The sequence below is a fragment of the Streptosporangium brasiliense genome (genome assembly GCF_030811595.1).
In the GTDB taxonomy this organism is placed as follows: Bacteria; Actinomycetota; Actinomycetes; order Streptosporangiales; family Streptosporangiaceae; genus Streptosporangium; species Streptosporangium brasiliense.
Map to the genome: position 1 here is coordinate 453,407 of NZ_JAUSRB010000002.1, position 19,017 is coordinate 472,423.

At 73.5% G+C, this 19,017-nt stretch carries 17 protein-coding genes; 9 read left to right on the forward strand and 8 right to left on the reverse strand.

Going from position 1 to position 19,017, the window contains the following annotated elements:
* Positions 1-71: 71 nt before the first annotated feature.
* Entirely contained in the window at positions 72-4,655 is a 4,584-nt protein-coding gene (locus J2S55_RS10510; protein ID WP_306859259.1) for a type VII secretion EssC family protein, read from the forward strand.
* 60 nt (positions 4,656-4,715) lie between these two features.
* On the opposite strand, the gene J2S55_RS10515 is transcribed toward J2S55_RS10510, so the two are convergent.
* Positions 4,716-4,988, reverse strand: a complete 273-nt coding sequence (locus J2S55_RS10515; RefSeq protein WP_012888044.1) for a WXG100 family type VII secretion target — start codon at positions 4,986-4,988, stop codon at positions 4,716-4,718.
* A 172-nt stretch (positions 4,989-5,160) separates the two neighbouring features.
* Here J2S55_RS10515 and J2S55_RS10520 point away from each other — a divergent pair, with 172 nt between their 5' ends.
* The 3 genes from J2S55_RS10520 to J2S55_RS10530 all read left to right on the forward strand — a co-directional run bounded on the left by J2S55_RS10520 (position 5,161) and on the right by J2S55_RS10530 (position 9,377).
* Positions 5,161-5,880 carry an SDR family NAD(P)-dependent oxidoreductase gene (locus J2S55_RS10520; protein WP_306859263.1) on the forward strand — a complete coding sequence of 240 codons (720 nt, stop codon included), beginning with the start codon at positions 5,161-5,163 and terminating at the stop codon, positions 5,878-5,880.
* Between the two features lie 158 nt (positions 5,881-6,038).
* Positions 6,039-7,796, forward strand: a complete 1,758-nt coding sequence (locus J2S55_RS10525; protein WP_306859265.1) for an acetyl/propionyl/methylcrotonyl-CoA carboxylase subunit alpha — start codon at positions 6,039-6,041, stop codon at positions 7,794-7,796.
* 225 nt (positions 7,797-8,021) lie between these two features.
* Positions 8,022-9,377 carry a hypothetical protein gene (locus J2S55_RS10530; protein WP_306859267.1) on the forward strand — a complete coding sequence of 452 codons (1,356 nt, stop codon included), beginning with the start codon at positions 8,022-8,024 and terminating at the stop codon, positions 9,375-9,377.
* 241 nt (positions 9,378-9,618) lie between these two features.
* Here the strand turns inward: J2S55_RS10530 and J2S55_RS10535 are convergent, their stop codons facing one another.
* The 4 genes from J2S55_RS10535 to J2S55_RS10550 form a co-directional block, all read right to left on the reverse strand.
* Complete coding sequence (locus J2S55_RS10535; protein ID WP_306859269.1) at positions 9,619-9,867, reverse strand: substrate-binding domain-containing protein; 249 nt, start codon at positions 9,865-9,867, stop codon at positions 9,619-9,621.
* A gap of 80 nt (positions 9,868-9,947) precedes the next feature.
* The gene (locus J2S55_RS10540; RefSeq protein WP_306859271.1) at positions 9,948-10,100 is read right to left on the reverse strand and encodes a hypothetical protein; all 153 of its coding nucleotides are present in this window, start codon (positions 10,098-10,100) and stop codon (positions 9,948-9,950) included.
* 49 nt (positions 10,101-10,149) lie between these two features.
* Positions 10,150-10,461 (reverse strand): MerR family transcriptional regulator, encoded by a 312-nt coding sequence (locus J2S55_RS10545; protein WP_306859273.1) that lies wholly within the window; start codon positions 10,459-10,461, stop codon positions 10,150-10,152.
* Between the two features lie 90 nt (positions 10,462-10,551).
* Entirely contained in the window at positions 10,552-10,998 is a 447-nt protein-coding gene (locus tag J2S55_RS10550) for an Hsp20/alpha crystallin family protein (RefSeq protein WP_306859275.1), read from the reverse strand.
* 489 nt (positions 10,999-11,487) lie between these two features.
* Here J2S55_RS10550 and J2S55_RS10555 point away from each other — a divergent pair, with 489 nt between their 5' ends.
* Positions 11,488-11,721, forward strand: a complete 234-nt coding sequence (locus J2S55_RS10555; protein WP_306859277.1) for a hypothetical protein — start codon at positions 11,488-11,490, stop codon at positions 11,719-11,721.
* A 53-nt stretch (positions 11,722-11,774) separates the two neighbouring features.
* Positions 11,775-12,986 carry a pentapeptide repeat-containing protein gene (locus J2S55_RS10560; protein ID WP_306859279.1) on the forward strand — a complete coding sequence of 404 codons (1,212 nt, stop codon included), beginning with the start codon at positions 11,775-11,777 and terminating at the stop codon, positions 12,984-12,986.
* On the opposite strand, the gene J2S55_RS10565 is transcribed toward J2S55_RS10560, so the two are convergent.
* Positions 12,973-14,367 (reverse strand): NAD(P)H-quinone dehydrogenase, encoded by a 1,395-nt coding sequence (locus tag J2S55_RS10565; RefSeq protein ID WP_306859281.1) that lies wholly within the window; start codon positions 14,365-14,367, stop codon positions 12,973-12,975. The two genes, J2S55_RS10560 and J2S55_RS10565, sit on opposite strands and share 14 nt — an antisense overlap.
* Before the next feature lie 132 nt (positions 14,368-14,499).
* On the opposite strand from J2S55_RS10565, the gene J2S55_RS10570 reads away from it, so the two are divergent.
* From J2S55_RS10570 to J2S55_RS10580, 3 genes are all read left to right on the forward strand, one after another.
* Entirely contained in the window at positions 14,500-14,964 is a 465-nt protein-coding gene (locus J2S55_RS10570) for a gamma-glutamylcyclotransferase family protein (RefSeq protein WP_442480486.1), read from the forward strand.
* 92 nt (positions 14,965-15,056) lie between these two features.
* Complete coding sequence (locus J2S55_RS10575; protein ID WP_306859283.1) at positions 15,057-15,860, forward strand: purine-nucleoside phosphorylase; 804 nt, start codon at positions 15,057-15,059, stop codon at positions 15,858-15,860.
* Positions 15,861-15,950: 90 nt separating this feature from the next.
* Entirely contained in the window at positions 15,951-17,594 is a 1,644-nt protein-coding gene (locus tag J2S55_RS10580) for a phospho-sugar mutase (RefSeq protein ID WP_306859285.1), read from the forward strand.
* A gap of 89 nt (positions 17,595-17,683) precedes the next feature.
* Here the strand turns inward: J2S55_RS10580 and J2S55_RS10585 are convergent, their stop codons facing one another.
* The gene (locus tag J2S55_RS10585) at positions 17,684-17,851 is read right to left on the reverse strand and encodes a hypothetical protein (RefSeq protein ID WP_306859287.1); all 168 of its coding nucleotides are present in this window, start codon (positions 17,849-17,851) and stop codon (positions 17,684-17,686) included.
* A 195-nt stretch (positions 17,852-18,046) separates the two neighbouring features.
* A complete protein-coding gene (locus tag J2S55_RS10590) occupies positions 18,047-18,973 on the reverse strand; it encodes a nitrilase family protein (protein ID WP_306859289.1) in 927 nt (308 codons plus the stop codon).
* Positions 18,974-19,017: the final 44 nt, after the last annotated feature.

The following is a 19,017-nucleotide window of genomic DNA, read 5'->3' on the forward strand; positions in this document are numbered from 1 at the left end:
CCGCAAACAGCTCCTCCCGGACCGTTCCCACTCTGTACCTTGGACCGGGGCCCGACCCGAGGAGAGCGTCGATGCGGATCATGCTCACCGTGCTCAGCGAGCACGCCGACCGCGATGTCATGGTCGAGGGGGACGAGACGACCACGGTGGCGCGGCTCGCGGAGTCGCTGGCCGGGCAGGGCGGCGAGCGGCCCACCAACGTGGTGCGGCTGACACGGAGCAAGGCGCCTTACGGGCTGGGCCACGACTCCCCCGGCGCCACCCCTCCGACGCTCTGGCGCGACGGCCGTCCCCTGGACCCCGACGCCCCCGCGCTCGGCCTGCTCCGCGACGGCGACCTCGTCACCCTCGACCGCGACCTGGCCGGGGCGACGATGGCCGAGGAGCCCGGCGGCATCGTGGAGGTCCGGGTGATCGGCGGGCCCGCCGCCGGATCCGTGCACCGCCTCAGCCTGGGCGTCCACACCGTGGGCTCCGACCCCGCCTGCGCGGTGGCCGTCCCCGACCCCCGGCTGTCCGGCGAGGCCGCCGTGATCAGGCTCACCCCCGACGCCATCACCGTGGAACCCGGGGCGGGGGCCGTGGCGCTGCTGGCCGGCGAGCCCCTCGAAGGCCCGGCGCCGTGGCCCGAGCACGCCCTGCTGACCTGCGGCTCGACCGTGCTGACCCTGAAGGCCGTGGAGCCGCCCGACGCGCATCTGGACGCCCAGCCCGACGGCGGGCTCGCCTACAACCGGCCGCCCCGGCTCCGCGCCCCGGACGGCGAGCGGCGCTTCGAGGTCCCGGCCGAGCCCAAGCGCGCCGAGACCATGCGGCTGCAGCTGCTGACCGCCTTCCTGCCCGCCGGGCTGGGGCTGGCCATGGCCTGGGCGTTCAAAACGTGGTATTTCCTGCTGTTCGCGCTGATGACCCCACTGATCATGATCGGTCAGTGGTGGAGCGACCGGCGGCACGGCCGCAAGCAGTACCGCCAGCAGGTCAAGCAGTACAAGGAGCGGCTGAAGGCGTTCGAGGCCGCCGTGGAGGAGGCCCGCGCCGCCGACGAGACCCGCCGCCGGGCCGCCGCGCCCGACCCCGCCGAGGTGCTGCTCACCGCGACCGGCCCCCGGCGGCGGCTGTGGGAGCGCCGCGACCACGACCCCGACGCGCTCCGCCTCCGGGTCGGCCTCGCCGACCTCCCCGCCGCCCTGGAGTTCGTCCCCGAGCGCTCCGCCCCGCTCGACGGCCCGCTGCCCGAACTCCCGACCTGCCACGCGGTCCCGGTGGCGCTGGTCATGCGCCGCCTGGGCGTGGCCGGCCTGACCGGACCGCGGCAGGCGACGGCCGGCCTGGCCCGCTGGCTGGTCGGCCAGGCCGCCGCCCTGCACAGCCCGCGCGACCTGGCGATCGTGGTGCTGTCGGCGCACGGCGACGGCGACGAGCGCTGGAACTGGGTCCGCTGGCTGCCGCACAGCGCCCCGCACGGCGGCGAGGACTGCGTGGCGCTGGTCGGCGCCGACCCGGAGGCGGCCGCCCGCCGGGTGAGCGAGCTGACCAGGCTGATCGACGAGCGTCTCGGCGAGGAGGAGAGCCCGTCGGCCAAGCTCGCCCGCGTCCCGACCGGCTGGGGTGACCTCGGCGGCGGCCCGGGGGCGGCGGAGGCCGCCCCGGTCTACGACGAGCGCCCCTACGACGTGCTGGTCGTCCTGGACGGCGCCCAGGTCCTGCGCGCGCTGCCCGGCATGCCGCAGGTGCTCCGCCAGGGCCCCCGGGCGGGCGTCTACACCCTGGCCGTCGACGACGACCAGCGGCTGCTGCCCGAGGAGTGCGCCACCGTCGCCGCCGTGACGGACGGCGGCATGATACGGCTGCGCGGCGGCGGCCTGGACGACCTCGGCGAGATCCTGGCCGACCAGGTCTCGGTCACCTGGTGCGACCGGCTCGCCCGCTCCCTGGCCCCCATCCGCGACGTCAGCCGGGACGACTCGGCCCTGGCCCTGCCCGGCTCCGCGCGGCTGCTGGAGCTGCTGGAGCTGCCCTCGGTGTCGGGCGCGGCCCTCGCCGAGCGCTGGGGCCGGAGCACCGAGGCCGTGATCGGGGCCGGCCCCGACGGGCCGTTCTCCGTCGACCTGCGGGTGGACGGGCCGCACGCGCTCATCGCGGGCACCACGGGCGCGGGCAAGTCCGAGCTGCTGCAGACCCTGATCTGCTCGCTCGCGGTGGCCAACCGGCCCGACGAGATGACGTTCGTGCTGATCGACTACAAGGGCGGGGCCGCCTTCAAGGAGTGCGTACGGCTCCCGCACACGGTCGGCATGGTCAGCGACCTGGACGGCCACCTGACGCAGCGGGCCCTGACGTCCCTGGCCGCCGAGATCCGCCGCCGGGAGCGGCTGCTGCTGGCCGCCGGGGCCAAGGACATCGAGGACTACCACGCGATCCGCGACACGCGGGCGGCCCGCGCCTCCCGCGACCTGCTCGTGGCCGGCGGCAGGACACCGGCCGGGCCGCTGCGCGGGCGCGCCGGACCGCCGGCCGCGCTGCCCCGGCTGGTGCTGGTCATCGACGAGTTCGCGGCGATGGTGAGCGAGCTGCCCGACTTCATGACCGGGCTGGTGGACATCGCCAGGCGGGGCCGTTCGCTCGGCATCCACCTCATCCTGGCCACCCAGCGGCCCGGCGGCGTGGTCACCGCCGACATCCAGGCGAACACCTCGCTGCGGATCGCGCTGCGGGTGACCGACGCCGCCGAGTCCGCCGACGTCATCGGCCGGCCGGACGCCTCGCACATCCCCAAGTCGGCCCCCGGCCGGTGCTACGTGAAGTCGGGCGCGGGCGCGGCGACGGCCGTGCAGACGGCCCGGATCGGCGGCCGGAGCCCCGGGGGCTCCGCCGAGGTCAGGGCACGGGTGACGGAGGTCGGCTGGCGGGCCCTGGGACAGCCGCTGCCGGCGCCCGGGACGGCCCCCGAGGGCTCACCGGTCACCGACCTGTCCATACTCGCCGACGCCCTGGCCGACGCCGCCCGCATCGCCGGGGTGCCGCGGCAGCCCAGCCCCTGGCTCCCGCCGCTCGGCGACCTCGTGGTCGCCCCCGGCCTGGCCGACCCGCCCGGCGGTGCGCCGCCGTACCGGGCGGGGGCGGAGGAGGTGCCGCCGCTGCCGTTCGGGGTGACGGACCTGCCGTGGGCGCAGGACCGGCGGGCGCTGACGCTGGACCTCGCCCACGGGGGGCACCTGCTGCTGGCCGGCGCCTCGCGGAGCGGGCGCTCCACCGCGCTGCGCACGCTGGCCGGGGCGATCGCGGCCGGGGCGTCCCCGCAGGACGTGCACGTGCACGCGATCGACTGCGGTTCGGGGGCGCTGCTGCCGCTGATGGCGATGCCGCACTGCGGGGCGGTGGTGACCCGCGACCAGCTCGACCGGGTGGAGCGGCTGCTGGCCCGCCTGCGCGCCGAGGTCGGGCGGCGCCAGCAGCTGCTGGCCGAGGCCGGATACGCGTCGCTGGCCGAGCTGCGCGCCGCCGCCGGGGGCCCGCGGCTGCCCTGGCTGGTGCTGATGCTCGACCGGTGGGAGGGATACGTCGCCGCCTTCGAGGGCTACGACTACGGGCGGCTGATCGAGTCGCTGATGCAGCTGCTCCGGGAGGGCCCGGCGGTCGGGCTGCGCGCCGTGGTGACCGGCGACCGCTCGGCGCTGATCGGGCAGATCTCCACGGTCTTCGACGACCGGCTGATCCTGCGGCTGGCCGACCCGGCCGACTACGGCCTGGCCGGGCTGCCCGTCAAGGACCTGCCGGCCACGCTCGCCCCCGGCCGCGCCCTGTCCACCGGCGAGCACGGCCTCGCCGAGAGCCAGATCTCCCTGCTCTGCGACGACCCCTCCGGGCCGGCCCAGGTCGGCGCGCTCCAGGCGCTGGCCCGCGCGGTGCCCGCCCGCTTCGCCGGGGACGCGGCGGCGGGGCCCGGCGGGTGGCTCTGGGACTGCGAGCCGCCCCTGCGGGTGGACGCGCTGCCCATGCGGATCACCGCGGCGCAGGCGCTGGAGCTGGCGCCGTCCTTCGAGCCTCCCTCGCCCCTGTGGGCACTGCTCGGCGCCGGAGGCGACTCGCTGGCCCCGCTCGGCGTCGACCTGCTCGCCCACGGGCCCGGCGCGGTCGTCGCGGGCCCCTCCAGGTCCGGCCGCTCCTCGGCGCTGCTGACCGCCGCCCGCTCCCTGCTGGCGCGGGGCACGCCCGTGGCCCTGGTCACCCCCCGGCGCAGCCCGCTCAGCACGCTGGTGGACGCCCCGGGGGTGCTGGCCGTACTCGGCGCGGACGGCGACCTGCCCGAGGCACTGGCGGGGCAGGAGCGGTATGTGGTGATCGTCGACGACGCCGAGCTGATCTCCGCCGACACCCCCCTGGGCACGGCCCTGGAGCAGGTGCTCCGGACCGGCCGCGACGGCGAGCACGGCCTGATCATCGCGGGCACCACCGGCGACCTGACCACCGCCTACCGCGGCTTCGTCGCCGAGGCCCGCAAGGCCCGCACGGGTCTGCTGCTGTCGGTCCAGAGCCCCGCCGACGGCGACCTGTTCACGATCCGGCTGCCCCGCGGCGCGGTCGGCGGCCCGCCCGGCCGGGGCCTGCTGGTCACCCTGGGGTCGGTGACCCCCGTCCAGACGGCCGTGACCTGAGGGGCCCGCGCACGCCGAGACGCCCCGGCCCACCCGGGCCGGGGCGTCTCGGCGGTCCGGCTATCGGGTGGCGGACTCGATGTTGCCGCGGTAGGTGTTGATGACCCGGGACGCCTCGGCGAGCTCCTCGGACATGCGCTGGAAGGCGGCGCGGTAGTTCTGCCACGCCTCGGTGAACCGCTGGGCGCCGGGACCGGTCCAGGCGGTGCCGACCTTGCCGGCCTCCCGGTCGAGGGCGGCCATGGTGGCCCGCACCTGGTCTGCCTGCTGGGTGAACTGGGTGGCCATCTGCTGCATTTCCGCGGGATTGCCGCCGAGCAAGTTCTGGCTCATGCCAGTCTCCTTCGGGATCGGTGTCGGGGGGCTCACCAAACGAAATCACGATAGGCGAGTGGATCACAGTGATACCGGGATTATGCCGAGCGGCTATGGACCTTCCCGGACGTCCGGAGAAGCTAACGTTCCTTTTCACCTTGATTTTCTGTGACGTGAGGAGTCATGGACAGTGCGTGAGATTGTGGTGACGGGCGGAGGCACCGGGATCGGCGCCGCCGTCGCGGCGGCGTTCGCCGCGCAGGGAGACCGGGTGACCATCACCGGACGGCGGGAACAGGTGCTCAAGGAGACGGCCGACCGGCTGGGCCTCTCCTACGTGGCGTTCAACGCGGCCAACCCGGTCGCGGTGGGCGAGGCCCTGGACCGGCTGCCGGCCCGGGTCGACGTGCTGGTCAACAACGCGGGCGGGAACACCAACCTGGACCGCGCGCCCGGCGACGACCTGATGGACGTGGCCGAGAGCTGGTGGGCCAACCTCAACGCCAACCTGATGTCGGCCGTGCTGGTCACCAGCGCGCTGACCCCCCGCCTGGCCGACCACGGCCGGATCGTCACGGTCGGCTCGATCGCGGCCCGGGGCACCGGTTCCGGCTCGTACGGCGCGGCCAAGGCCGCCGTGGAGGCGTGGACCGCCGATCTGGCCGCCGAGCTCGGCCCGCGCGGCGTCACCGCCAACGTGGTCTCCCCCGGCCTGATCGTGGACACCGAGTTCTTCCGCGGCCGCCTCACCGAGGAGGGGGTGCGGCGCCGGGTGGAGAGCACCAGGAACGGGCGCCCCGGCACGCCCGACGACGTCGCGGCCACGGTGAGCTTCCTGGCCTCCCCCGAGGCCCGGCACATCACCGGCCAGGTCGTCCACGTCAACGGCGGCGCGTACCTCGGCAGGTAGGACCCAGCCGTGCCCGGCGATCAGGGGGCGCTTACACTCCCATGAAGGCCCGCCGGCACCGAAGGACGGCCCCGGCCCCGGCCGCTGTGCGGGCGTTTAAACTCCCTTGGAGGCCCGCCGGCCCCTTGTTCGCACATGTACGGAAGGGAACGACGTCGGTGCAGAAGGTCCTGATCGCCAACCGTGGTGAGATCGCCGTGCGGATCGCCCGCGCCTGCAAGGACGCCGGACTGGCCAGCGTCGCCGTCTACGCCGACCAGGACCTCGACGCCCTGCACGTCCGCCTGGCCGACGAGGCCCACGCCCTGACCGGCACCACCCCCGCCGACACCTACCTCGACATCCCCAAACTCCTCGCCGTCGCCACCGCCACCGGCGCCGACGCCGTCCACCCCGGCTACGGCTTCCTCGCCGAGAACGCCACCTTCGCCCAAGCCGTCCTCGACGCCGGCCTGACCTGGATCGGCCCACCCCCGGCCGCGATCACCGCGCTCGGCGACAAGGTCGCCGCCCGCCACATCGCCCACCGCGTCGGCGCCCCGCTCACCCCCGGCACCCCCGACCCGGTCACCGGCACCGAACAGGTCCTCGCCTTCGCCGCCGAACACGGCCTGCCCATCGCGATCAAGGCCGCCTACGGCGGCGGCGGCCGCGGCCTGAAGGTCGCCCGCACCCTGGATGAGATCCCCGACGCCTACGACAGCGCCGTCCGCGAAGCGACCGCCGCCTTCGGCCGCGGCGAATGCTTCGTCGAACGCTACCTCGACCGGCCCCGGCACGTGGAGACCCAGTGCCTGGCCGACGCCCACGGCAACGTCGTGGTGGTCTCCACCCGCGACTGCTCGCTGCAACGCCGCCACCAAAAACTCCTGGAGGAGGCGCCCGCCCCCTTCCTGACCCCCGCCCAGCGCGAGCAGCTGTACACCGCCTCCAAGGCGATCCTGCGCGAGGCCGGCTACATCGGCGCCGGCACGTGCGAGTTCCTCATCGGCCACGACGGCACCGTCTCCTTCCTGGAGGTCAACACCCGCCTGCAGGTCGAACACCCCGTCACCGAGGAGGTCACCGGCATCGACCTGGTGGCCGAGATGTTCCGCATCGCCGACGGCCAGCCGCTGGGCTACGACGACCCCGCCCCCCGCGGCCACAGCATCGAGTTCCGCATCAACGCCGAAGACCCCGGCCGCGGCTTCCTGCCCGCCCCCGGCACGCTGACCGCGCTGCGCGCCCCGGCCGGCCCCGGGGTCCGGCTGGACGCCGGCTACGAGGCCGGCATGACCGTGCCGGCCGCCTTCGACTCCCTGATCGCCAAACTCGTCGTGACCGGCGCCGACCGCGCCCAGGCGCTGCGCCGGGCCCGCCGCGCGCTGGCGGAGTTCACCATCGAGGGCATGCCGACCGTGCTGGACTTCCACCGCGCGGTACTGACCGAGCCGGCCTTCACCGCCGAACCGTTCGCGGTGCACACCCGCTGGATCGAGACCGAGTTCGTCAACACCCTGCCCCCCTACCCCACCACCGCCGCCGACGCGGCCGCCGCGGAGGCGGCGGGCCGGGAGCGGATCACCGTCGAGGTGGGCGGCAAACGGCTGGAGGTGGTGCTGCCGGCCGGGTTCGGCGCCGCCGGCGCCCGGCCGGCCGCGGCCCGCCCGCCGCGCCGCGCCGCCACCGCGGCCGGCCGCAGGGCCGCCGCCGGCGGCGACGGCCTGATCAGCCCGATGCAGGGCACGATCGTGAAGGTCGTGGCCGCCGACGGCGACGTGGTGGCCGCCGGCGACGTGATCGTGGTGCTGGAGGCGATGAAGATGGAACAGCCGCTGACCGCGCACAGGGCGGGCACCGTGACCGGGCTACGGGCCGGGGTGGGCGAGAGCGTCACCGCCGGCGCCACCGTCTGCGACATCAAGGACACCTGACCACCCCCACCCCGACGGTCCCTCCAGCTGATCGGAAGATCCACAGACGTTCCGTCCGGGGCGGGGGACCGCTGTTGACGGCACGTACGACAGGCGTGCGGGCGCACCACGACCGGCCTGATGACGATCTCGCTGCGACACGTGGCCCGGGAGGGGATACGGTCAAGCAGTAGGGAACTCTGACGTCCACTCATTCGTCTTTCAGGACGAAGGAGGCTTTCTGCCGTGATCACCACTAAATCCGCGCCAGGTCGTCTCGGTGTCGCGATCGTCGCGCTATTCGCCGGACTGCTGGCCATCTTCATGATCGCGCCGGCGGCCAACGCCGCGGCGCCCGACCCCAGCACGGTCTCCGCCGGGTTGAAGGACGGAGATCACACCTACATCGACCCCGCCGCGGGAGTGCCGGCCAACGCCGCCGACGCCATCAGCAGCGCCGCCGAGCAGACCTCCTCGGTCTACGTGGGCCTGCTGCCCGAGGGCTCGATCACCAGCCAGTCGCAGGCGAGGACCATGCTGACCTCGGTCCGCAAGGACATCGGCGGCAAGTCCACCGTCCTGCTGATGAGCGGAAAGACCCCGTTCGGCACCTCCAACATCAAGGGTGTCGACGTCGACGAGCTCCTGGGCCGGGCCAAGACCACCGCCAGCCCGACGGACAACGTGATCAACTTCGTCAAGCTGGCGGACGACGCGGCCACCGGCGCGGGCATCGGCTCCAGCTCCGGCTCCTCCTCCGGAGGCGGCTCCAGCGCGGGCGTGCTGGTCGGCATCCTGGTGCTGGCCCTGGCCGGCGGCGCGGGCATCTTCTTCTACTCCCGCAAGAAGAAGCAGCAGCGCGAGGCCCGCGAGGCCGCCGAGCTGGCCGCGGTCAAGCAGACCGTCGACGAGGACGTCACCAAGTTCGGTGAGGAGATCACCGACCTCGACACCGACGTCAAGCTGCTCGGCGACGGCGCCGCGCACCAGCAGGACTGGCAGCGCGCGCTCGACTCCTACGAGCGGGCCAAGGTGGAGCTCACGGCGGTCAAGCGCCCCGACGAGCTGCGCGGCGTGACCACCGCGCTGGAGGAGGGCCGCTACGCCCTCGCCTGCGTGAAGGCCCGCGTCAACCACCAGCCGCTCCCCGAGCGGCGCTCGCCCTGCTTCTTCAACCCGCAGCACGGCCCCTCGGTCCGTGACGTCCGCTGGGCGCCCCCCGGCGGCGCGGTGCGCGACGTGCCCGCCTGCGCGGGCGACGCGGAGGCGATCGAGCGCGGCTTCGAGCCGCAGACGCGCGAGGTCATGGTCAACGGCCAGCGCCGCCCCTACTACGACGCGGGCCCGGCCTACCAGCCCTACGCCTACGGCTACTACGGCGGCTTCGGCGACGTCATGACCGGCATGCTCGTCGGCACCATGCTCGGCAGCATGATGGGCGGCGGCTGGGGCATGGGCGGCTACGGCGCCGGCTACGCGGACGGCGCGGCCGAAAGCGGAGGTGACTTCGGCGGCGGCGGCGACTTCGGCGGCGGCGGCTGGGGTGACTTCGGCGGCGGCGGCGACTTCGGTGGTGGTGACTTCGGCGGCGGCGACTGGTAGTCACCGCTGACAGCCGAGACGGGCGCGTCCCCCCAGGGGGCGCGCCCGTCGTCACGTCAGGCGCCGCTCAGGGGCTGCCGCGCGGGCACCTGCACGCCCCGCCAGGTTGCCCGTCACGCGGACACCATCCCGCCCCGCCAGGCCGTCGGGCGGACCGGGTCCCGGCCCTCCCCGCTCAAGGACCGTCTCGGAGGGACGGACCGGCCACTGTCGCGCGGACCGGGCACCGGCACGCCTCCGCTCAGGTGCTGTCGCGGACGGTCAGCCGGGGCTCCAGCAGCGTGCCGTCGGGTACGGCGCGGCCCGCGAGCTTGTCCATCAGCAGCCGCACCGCCTGGCGGCCGACCTCCTCGGCCGGGATCAGCACCGAGGTGAGCGCCGGGCCGGAGCGCTCGGCGATGTCGTCGGGGCAGATCGCCACCACCGCGATCTCCCCGGGCACCCGCCTGCCGTACTGGCGCAGCGCGCCTCTGTCGAAGCGCTTCGACAATCGGTCCAGGGAAACTCCGTCCGTTACGCGCGTGTTCCGAACGGAGCTTCCCTGAAAGGCGCACGCCTGTGAGGCTCAGGTCAAGAGACGCGCGGCAAACGGCCCGAGTCCACCGAGTCGAGCACCCGCGCGGCGCCGCCCAGCGCCGCCGCGCCGTAGCCCAGCGTCGAGGCCACGACCTGGCAGCCCCCGGCGTCCGGCGCGATCGTGCGCCCACGCGTCTCGGCCTCCACCGCGGGCAGCAGCCAGGGCGCCGGGGAGGGCGAGCACCCACCCGAGGTCTCAGCCCTCCCGGCGGGCGGCCCGCTCCCTGGCCAGCTCCTCCTGGAGCTCCCTGACCTGGTGCTGCAGCTCGAAGATACGGCGGACGGCGGCGAGGGTCATGCCCTCGCCGACGAGCTGGATGGCGTTCTGGAGGTCCCCGATCTCGTGACGGGTGTATCGGCGCTGGCCGCCGCTGGAACGGGCGGGCCGTACCACGTCGTGCTCGTCGAGACGGCGCAGGAACGCCTGTTCGACATGGAGCATGTCGGCCACCTGGCCGACCGAGTAGAGCGGGGCGTGTTCGTCGTCGAAGGGGAGCCTGACCATCATCACTCTTTCCGCGGTGGCGTGAACGCCGCAGGGTGGGCGCCGGGACCCGGCACCCACCCTGTCGAGGTTCGCTGTTCAGATCATGGGCGTTCAGGCCTTGATCGACTTGACCTCGTCGGCCTTGTGGATCTCGACCTTGCGAGGCTTCGCCCTCTCGATCACCGGGATGCGCACGGCCAGGACACCGTTGGAGTAGGCGGCGTCGACCTTCTCGCTGTCGAGGTGCTCGGAGAGGTAGACCCGGCGGGTGAAGGTGCCCATCGGGCGCTCGCGCACGAACAGCCGGTCGTCCTGCCCGTGCTCCTCCTCGCGGCGGGCGCTCACGGAGAGCACGCCGCGGTCGACGGTCACCTCGATGGAGTCGGGGTCGATGCCGGGCAGGTCGAACTTGAGAAGAACGTCATCCTTGCGGCGGACGCCGTCCAGCGGCATGGCCCCGCGCGTGTCGCTCTCGCCCCATCCGAGAGCCTGCCGCGCGAGCCGGTCGAACTGACGGTCGAACTCCTGGACGAACGGGTCGATCGACGTCAGCAGCATCGGTAACCACCTCCATTGGACCAGGCAGGTATCCTCAAGCCTGCCTTCTCGAAAAGCTCTTACTGAAGTTATAAGTTACCGACAGCGGTGAGCGCAAGTACCTTCCGCGAAAATCCGCGTCGGGCCGCCGACGTGACCGGTGCGGCCGTCGCCCTCGCTCCCGGTGACGGCGGCGGCGCGCTTCTTGACGCCGTCGAACGGGGTGATCCGGCAGGGCAGCTTTCCCGAATACCAGTCGGTGCATGAGGGTCTTGGCCGGCGGCCCACCGCGGCGACCTTCCGCCCCGGGCTGAGCGGGCGTTCTTGAGCAGCGGGGCCGCTTCGGCCGCCGCGCGACGGGCCGGCCTCTGGTGCTCAGGACTGTTGACCACGGCCTTTGTGATCTTTCCGTACGGCCCGCCCCCCACGGCCTCGCCCGGCTCTGCGGGGACCGGGACGAGCGCGCCGTGCCGGACGGACAGCGAGATCCGCTTCAGCGGCACGGAGACCGTGACGTACCGGCCGCCGGCCTTCAGGACCTGGCTGACGGGCAGGCACGGCACGCCGGAGGCGCCGAACGACGCCTGCGCCCGCCTGCTGGGCCTGGAACCCGCCCCCGTGGAGCTCGTACGGCGGGGCGACCGGCTGTTCGCGATCGACCACGGTGGCGGCCGGCGGGGCACCGCCGGACCGCGTCTGTCATCGGATGGTTACGCTGTGCATAAGGTGCAAGCGGATGTCTAGCGGGGTGCAATGATCCACTGACACGATCGGGACTGCTTTCCGAGGAGGCTCTCGTGCGTCGTTCCGTTCCTCTGGCACTCACTGTCGCGATCTTCGCGCTGTCAGGGACCCTGATCTCCCCGGCCCAGGCGGAGGCCGGGCCCTGCAGGCCCGGCCAGGGCCCCAACCTGCGCGGCAGGGATTTCACCAAGGGCGCCTCGCTCCCCTACAGCCTGCGCTGCGCGGACCTGACCAAGGCCAAGCTGAACGGCGTGGACCTCACCCAGAAGGACCTGACCGGGGCGATCCTGCGCGGCGCCGTCCTCAAGCAGGCCGATCTCACCCAGGCCACGCTGAAATACGCCGACCTGCGCGGCGCCGATCTCACCGAGGCCGACCTCGGCCAGATGCACGCCGACCACGCCGACCTGCGTGGCGCGATCATGGTCGACGCCGAGGCCGGGCAGGCGGAGTTCCCGCACGCCGACCTGACCGGGGTGGCGCTGACCCGGGCCGAGCTGACCCAGGTCGACTTCACCAACGCCAAGCTGATCGACGCCGACCTCAACGAGAGCACCCCGGGCCAGATCAAGGCGCGCAAGGCCGACTTCACCCGGGCCAAGCTCCACGAGGCCAAGATGGGCCAGGCCAACCTGCGCAACGCGACGTTCAAGGACGCCGACGTGAGCGAGGCCGTGTTCGTCCAGGCCGAGCTGGACGGGGCCGACTTCACCGGCGCGCTGGTGGAGGGGGCCTCCTTCATCCAGGCCGACGACGCGGACCTGACCGGCGCCAGGGGCACCCCGACGGGCATCAGCCTGCCCGTCGGCCCGATCTCCCCCGACACCGACCGCGCCCAGGACGAGAGCGCCCAGGACGACACGGCCGCGACGCCGGACACCGGGCGGACCGGGAGCGGTGTCCCGTCCGTCGGGCTCGTCATGGTGGTGGTCAGCGCCCTCGGCCTGGCCGTCACGGTGGTGATCTGGGGGATCAGCGCCCAGCGGCGGAGCAGGCGGGGCGCCCGGCTCGCGCTCCTGCTGCGCGGCGCCGAGGAGGACGTCACCCGGCTGGGCGAGGAGATCGACCAGCTCGACTACGAGTTCCAGGTCAGCGGGCGCGGCGCGGTCAGCGGCGAGCAGGACTGGCGGCACGCGCTGGACGCCTACGAGGCGGCCAAGAGGGCGCTGGCCGTGGCCCGGCGGGAGGAGGAGCTGCACTCCGTGGCGGCCGCCGTACAGGACGGCAGGAACGCCCTGGGACGGCTCCGGGTCAGATCCCGCTAGGGGTCGTCGGCTGCATCAGGCGGCGGGCCGCCTCGGTGATGGAGCCCGACAGCGCGGGATAGACCGCGAAGGTGTGGGCGAGCTGGTCCACGGTGAGCCGCTGCTGGACGGCCACCGAGACCGCCAGGATCAGCTCGGACGCGCCGGGGGCGACCACGACGCCGCCGAGGATGATGCCGGTGTGCGGGCGGCAGAACAGCTTCACGAAACCGTCGTTGAAGCCCTGCATCTTGGCGCGGGCGTTGGTGGCCAGCGGCAGCTTGACCACGTTGGCCTCGATCTCGCCGGCCTCGATCGCCTTCTGGGCGACGCCCACGGCGGCGATCTCGGGGTCGGTGAAGATGTTGGAGGCCACGGTGGCCAGGCGGAGCGGCTGCACGGCCTCGCCGAGCGCGTGCCAGACCGCGATCCGGCCCTGCATGGCGGCGACCGAGGCGAGCATCAGCACGCCGGTGCAGTCACCGGCCGCGTAGACGCCGGGCGCGGAGGTGCGCGAGACCTTGTCCACCTGGATGAAGCCGCCCCGGTCGAGGGTGACCCCGGCCTCCTGGAGGCCGATCCCGGCGGTGTTGGGGATCATGCCGACCGTCATCAGGCAGTGGGTGCCCTCGGCGGTCCTGCCGTCCTCCAGCGTGACGACCACGCCGTCGGCGGTGCGCTTGACCGACTCGGCCCGGGAACGGCCCATGACGTTCATCCCGCGGCGGCGGTAGACCTCTTCGAGGACCTCGGCGGCGTCGGCGTCCTCGTTGGGCATCATCCGGTCGCGCGAGGACACGAGCGTGACCTCCGAGCCCAGGGAGCGGTAGGCGCCCGCGAACTCCGCGCCGGTAACACCGGAGCCGACCACGATGAGGTGCTCGGGCAGCTCCTCCAGGTCGTACATCTGACGCCAGGTGAGGATGCGCTCCCCGTCCGGCTCGGCGCTGGGCAGGATGCGCGGGGTCGCGCCGGTCGCCACGATGACCACGTCGGCCCGGATCGTCCGGTCACCGGCCCTGACCACCTGCGGGTCGACCAGCCGCCCGGCGCCCCGGACCACCTCGACCCCCTCGGCGGCCAGCCGCGCGGCGATGTCGGCGGACTGCGCCTGGGCCAGCTCCTTCACCCGCTTGTTCACCAGCGGCATGTCGGCGATGACGCCGCCGACGTCGCCGTCGGGACCGCCGGTGAAGTGCACGCCGAGCATGCTGGCGTCGAGCAGCGCCTGCTTGCGCACGGAGGTGGCGATCAGCGTCTTGGACGGCACGCAGTCCGTCAGCACGCAAGCCCCGCCGGGACCGTCCTGTTCGACCACGGTCACCTGTGCGCCAAGTTGCGCGGCCACCAGCGCCGCCTCGTATCCGCCAGGCCCGCCACCGATGATCACGATCCTCGTCACGTACCCCATTCTCCCGCATCCCCGGACCAACCATCCATTGGGTCCCCCTCCGGAACCGCGTGAACCCCTGCGGGCACAGAAGAAATCGACGGGACGCCGAGGCGGAGCGGGCGTCTGGCCGATCTTCGATTAATGTTGGATGCCGTGCCTGTCTACGCCGCCTACGGCAGCAACATGGACCCGAAGCAGATGGCCCAGCGGGCCCCGCACTCTCCCATGCGAGGGTCGGGCTGGCTTCAGGGCTGGCGCCTGACGTTCGGTGGGAACGACCTCGGCTGGGAGGGGGCGCTCGCCTCCATCGTCGAGGATCCCGACGAACAGGTCTTCGTCGTCCTCTATGACGTGCCCGAATGGGACGAGACCTCCCTCGACCAGTGGGAGGGCGCGGCCCGCGGCCTCTACCACAAGGTCAGGCTCCGCGTGCAGACCCTGGAGGGCGAGGTCGTCGCCTGGTTCTACGTGCTCGACGGCTACGAGGGCGGTCTGCCCTCCGCGCGCTACCTCGGCATCCTCGCCGAGGCGGCCGAGCACGCCGGCGCCCCCGACGACTACGTCAAGGACCTGCGCAGCCGTCCCTGCAAGTCCCTCGGGGGCTGACGGAGGCCGCCGGTCCCGGCGCGGGCGTCCCGGCGCCCGGCCGGGATGTCGCGCGGCCCGATCCGGGAAGAACGGCGAGTACGCTCTGCAACGTGAGCAATGACCCTTATGCACTCGCCGCCGGAGCCGCGACCGCGCTGAAGAGCGCTGTCGGAGTCGAGTCGTTCGACGTCGCGCTCGTGATGGGTTCGGGCTGGGTGCCGGCCGCCGACGCGATCGGCGAGACGATCGCCGAGATCCCGGTGACCGAGCTGCCCGGTTTCGCACCGCCCGCCGTGGCCGGCCACGCGGGCAGGGTCCGCGCGGTGCGGACCGGGTCGGGCAAGACCGCACTGATCTTCCTGGGCCGCACCCACCTCTACGAGGGACGCGGCGTGGACCCGGTCGTGCACGGGGTGCGGACCGCGATCAAGGCCGGCGTCGGCACGGTCGTGCTGACCAACGCCGCCGGCGGCCTGCGCCCGGAGACCCAGGAGGTCGGCGAGGCGGTGCTGATCAGTGACCACATCAACCTGACCGGCGCCAACCCGATCACCGGGGCCACCTTCGTCGACCTCACCGAGGTCTACTCCCGGCGACTGCGCGACCTGGTCCGCGAGATCGAGCCGTCGATGGCCGAGGGCGTCTACGTGGCCTTCCGCGGTCCGACCTACGAGACGCCGGCCGAGGTCCGCATGTGCCGGATCCTCGGCGGCGACATGGTCGGCATGTCCACCGTGCTGGAGGCCGTCGCGGCCCGCGAAGGCGGCGCCGACGTGCTCGGCATCTCCCTGGTCACCAACCCGGGCGCCGGGCTGGTGGGCGAGCCGCTGAACCACGAGGAAGTGCTGGAGGTCGGCCGCGCCACCGCCGCACGCATGGGCGGCCTGCTGTCCAAGGTCGTCGACAAGCTGTAGGAGACAACCGCGCGCGGCCCGGCGGGCCGTGGCGGCGGCCGGTGACCGGCCGACGGGCGGGCGGGCGACCGCCCGGAGCATGGGGTGACGATGAGCAGCGATCTCGTACGGCTTGCGCAGTCCTGGCTGGCCCAGGATCCGGACCCGGAGACCCGGGCCGAGCTCACCGCGCTGCTGGAGGACGGCGACGCGGGCGCGTTGCGCGAGCGGTTCGGGACCAAGCTGGAGTTCGGCACCGCCGGGCTCCGCGGCGAGCTGGGCGCGGGCCCCAACCGGATGAACCGGGTCACCGTCATGCGCGCCGCCGCCGGTCTCGCCCGGGTCCTCGGCCCCGGGCGGCACGTGGTGATCGGCTACGACGCCCGGCACAACTCCGACGTCTTCGCCCACGACACCGCCGCCGTGCTCACCGGCGCCGGGCTGCGCGCCTCGGTCCTGCCCCGGCCGCTGCCCACCCCGGTGCTGGCCTTCGCCGTCCGCCACCTCGGCGCCGACGCGGGCGTGACCGTCACCGCCAGCCACAACCCGCCCCGGGACAACGGCTACAAGGTCTACTGGGGCGACGGCTCCCAGATCGTGCCGCCGGTCGACGCGGAGATCTCCGCCGCCATCGACGCCGTCGGCCCGGTCTCCGGCCTGCCCCTCGGCTCCCCCGCCGACCCCGCCTGGACCACGCTGGGCGACGACGTCGTGGCCGCCTACCTGGAGGCGGTGACCGCGCTCCCGCTCGGCGACGCCCGTGACCTGCGGGTGGCCTACACACCGCTGCACGGCGTGGGCGGCGCCACGCTGGCCGGGGCCTTCCGGGCGGCGGGCTTCGACGTCCCCGCGACCGTCGGGGCACAGGCCGCCCCCGATCCGGACTTCCCCACCGTCGCCTTCCCCAACCCGGAGGAGCCGGGTGCGATGGACCTCGCGCTGGAGCTCGCCCGGAGCACCGGCGCGGACATCGTGCTGGCCAACGACCCCGACGCGGACCGCTGCGCGGTGGGCGTGCCCCTGGCGGACGGCGGCTACCGGATGCTGACCGGCGACGAGGTGGGCGCCCTCCTCGGCGAGCACGTGATCAGGCAGACCTCCGGCGACGGGCGCCTGGTGGCCACCACCATCGTCTCCTCCTCCCTGCTCGGCAAGATCGCCTCCGCGTACGGCGTGCGCTACGCCGAGACCCTCACCGGCTTCAAGTGGATCATGAAGGCCGGGGACGGGCTGGTCTTCGGCTACGAGGAGGCCCTGGGATACAGCGTCGGCTCCGGCTCGGGCCTGCCCGTCCACGACAAGGACGGCATCGGCGCGGCGCTGACCGTCGCCGGCCTGGCCGCCCAGGCCAAGCTCGACGGCCGCACCCTGCTCGACCTCCTCGACGACCAGGCGCGCCGGCACGGCCTGCACGCCACCGCACAGCTCTCGGTCCGGGTGGAGGACCTGTCACTGATCACCGACGCGATGGCCCGCCTGCGCGCCACCCCGCCGGCCGAGCTCGGGGGCCGTGCGGTCGAGTCGGCCGACGACCTGAGCGAGGGCTCCGCGGGCCTGCCGCCCACCGACGGCCTGCGCTACCGCCTGTCCGGCGGCGCCCGCGTCGTCGTCCGCCCGTCGGGCACCGAGCCCAAGCTCAAGTGCTATCTGGAGGTCGTCGTCCCCGTCACGGGGGAGGTCGCCGACGCCCGGGCGCGGGCCGTACGGGACCTCGACGCGCTGAAGGCCGGCCTCTCCGGCGTCCTCGGCCTGTAGTCCCCTGGTCCCCGTCGGAGCAGTCCCCTAGTCCCCGCCGGGGCCCCTTCCGCGTCTCCGGGCCCGGCCCCCACGCGCCGCCGGGCGCGTCACTGCTTGATGTTCTTGCGGAGCGCGGCGTAGTAGATCGCCACCGCCATGCCGCCCACCAGAGCCACCGCCCGGACAGCCGTCCCTCCGGCGCCGAAAACGGCGGCCAGCACCATCACGGCGGCGAAGACCATGGGGACGGCAAGGTCGAGGGTCCTGCGATTCACGATTCTCCCTTTCGACGTAACCGTGCGGCTCCGTCAAACTCTCCGTTTCGACGGAACCGTGCGGTCCGTCGGGCGGACGCGATCTTCCCATAATCCGCCCGAAACTACACATCTCACCACTGATGGAGCACACCGCGGCCGCTCATGGACGGCTCGGGCCCTCGCGGCGGGCGCGGACCCGGCGGCGTCCGGCGTTCAGCGCGGCAGCGCCGGACCGCCCCGGTAGCCGAGCATGGCGTCGTAGAGGTCGGTCCGGCGGTCCCTGAGCAGGTCGTTGAGCTCGTTCCACACCGGCGCGCTACGCGCGGAGACCAGGTCGACATCGGCGAACAGGATGTCCTCCCGCTCGTGGCCGGCGACCGCGCCGAGCGGCCGGCCGTCCGTCCCGACGATCATCGAGCAGCCGATGAACTCCGTTCCCCGCTCGGCGCCCACGCGGTTGGCGGCGGCGATGAACACGTTGTTGACGTGGGCGGCAGTCATCGTCAGGTAGTTGGCCATGCACCTGCCGGACTCGTCGAAGCGCGGCTGCGAGGTCGACACCCAGTTGTTGATGCTGCAGAGGATGTCGGCGCCTTGCTGGGCCAGGAGCCTGGGCACCTCGGGGAACCAGTTGTCCCAGCAGATCAGCAGCCCGATGCGGCCGATCGGCGTCTCGAACACCGGGTATCCCTCGTCGCCCGGGGTGAACCACAGCTTCTCCCGGTGCCACAGATGCGTCTTGCGGTAGCGGCCGATGTAACCGTCCGGCCCGACCAGGACGGCGGTGTCGTACAGGCGCGCGCCCTCACGCTCCACCAGGCCCGCGACGACGTACACCTCGCGCTCGCGGGCGAAGGACTCCCAGGCCGCCACGGTCTCGCCGTCGGGGACCCGCTCGGCGTGCGCGTAGACCTCGGCGCGGGTCTCGAACGAATACCCGGTGGTCGCCAGCTCGGGCAGCACCACCAGGTCCGCCCCGCCGTCGGCGGCCTGGGTCGCCGACCGCAGGGCACGGGCCATGTTGTCCTTGCGGCTGTCCACCCCGACCCGCGGATCAAGCTGGACCACGGCGACACGGACGGGACTCACCGGCTGGGGGGCGGTCCTCTCTTCGGTCCGGTGGCTGTGGTCTTCGGTCATCTGTGCCTCTTCTCCGTCCCGCCCGCGGGGTCAAGCGCAGATCT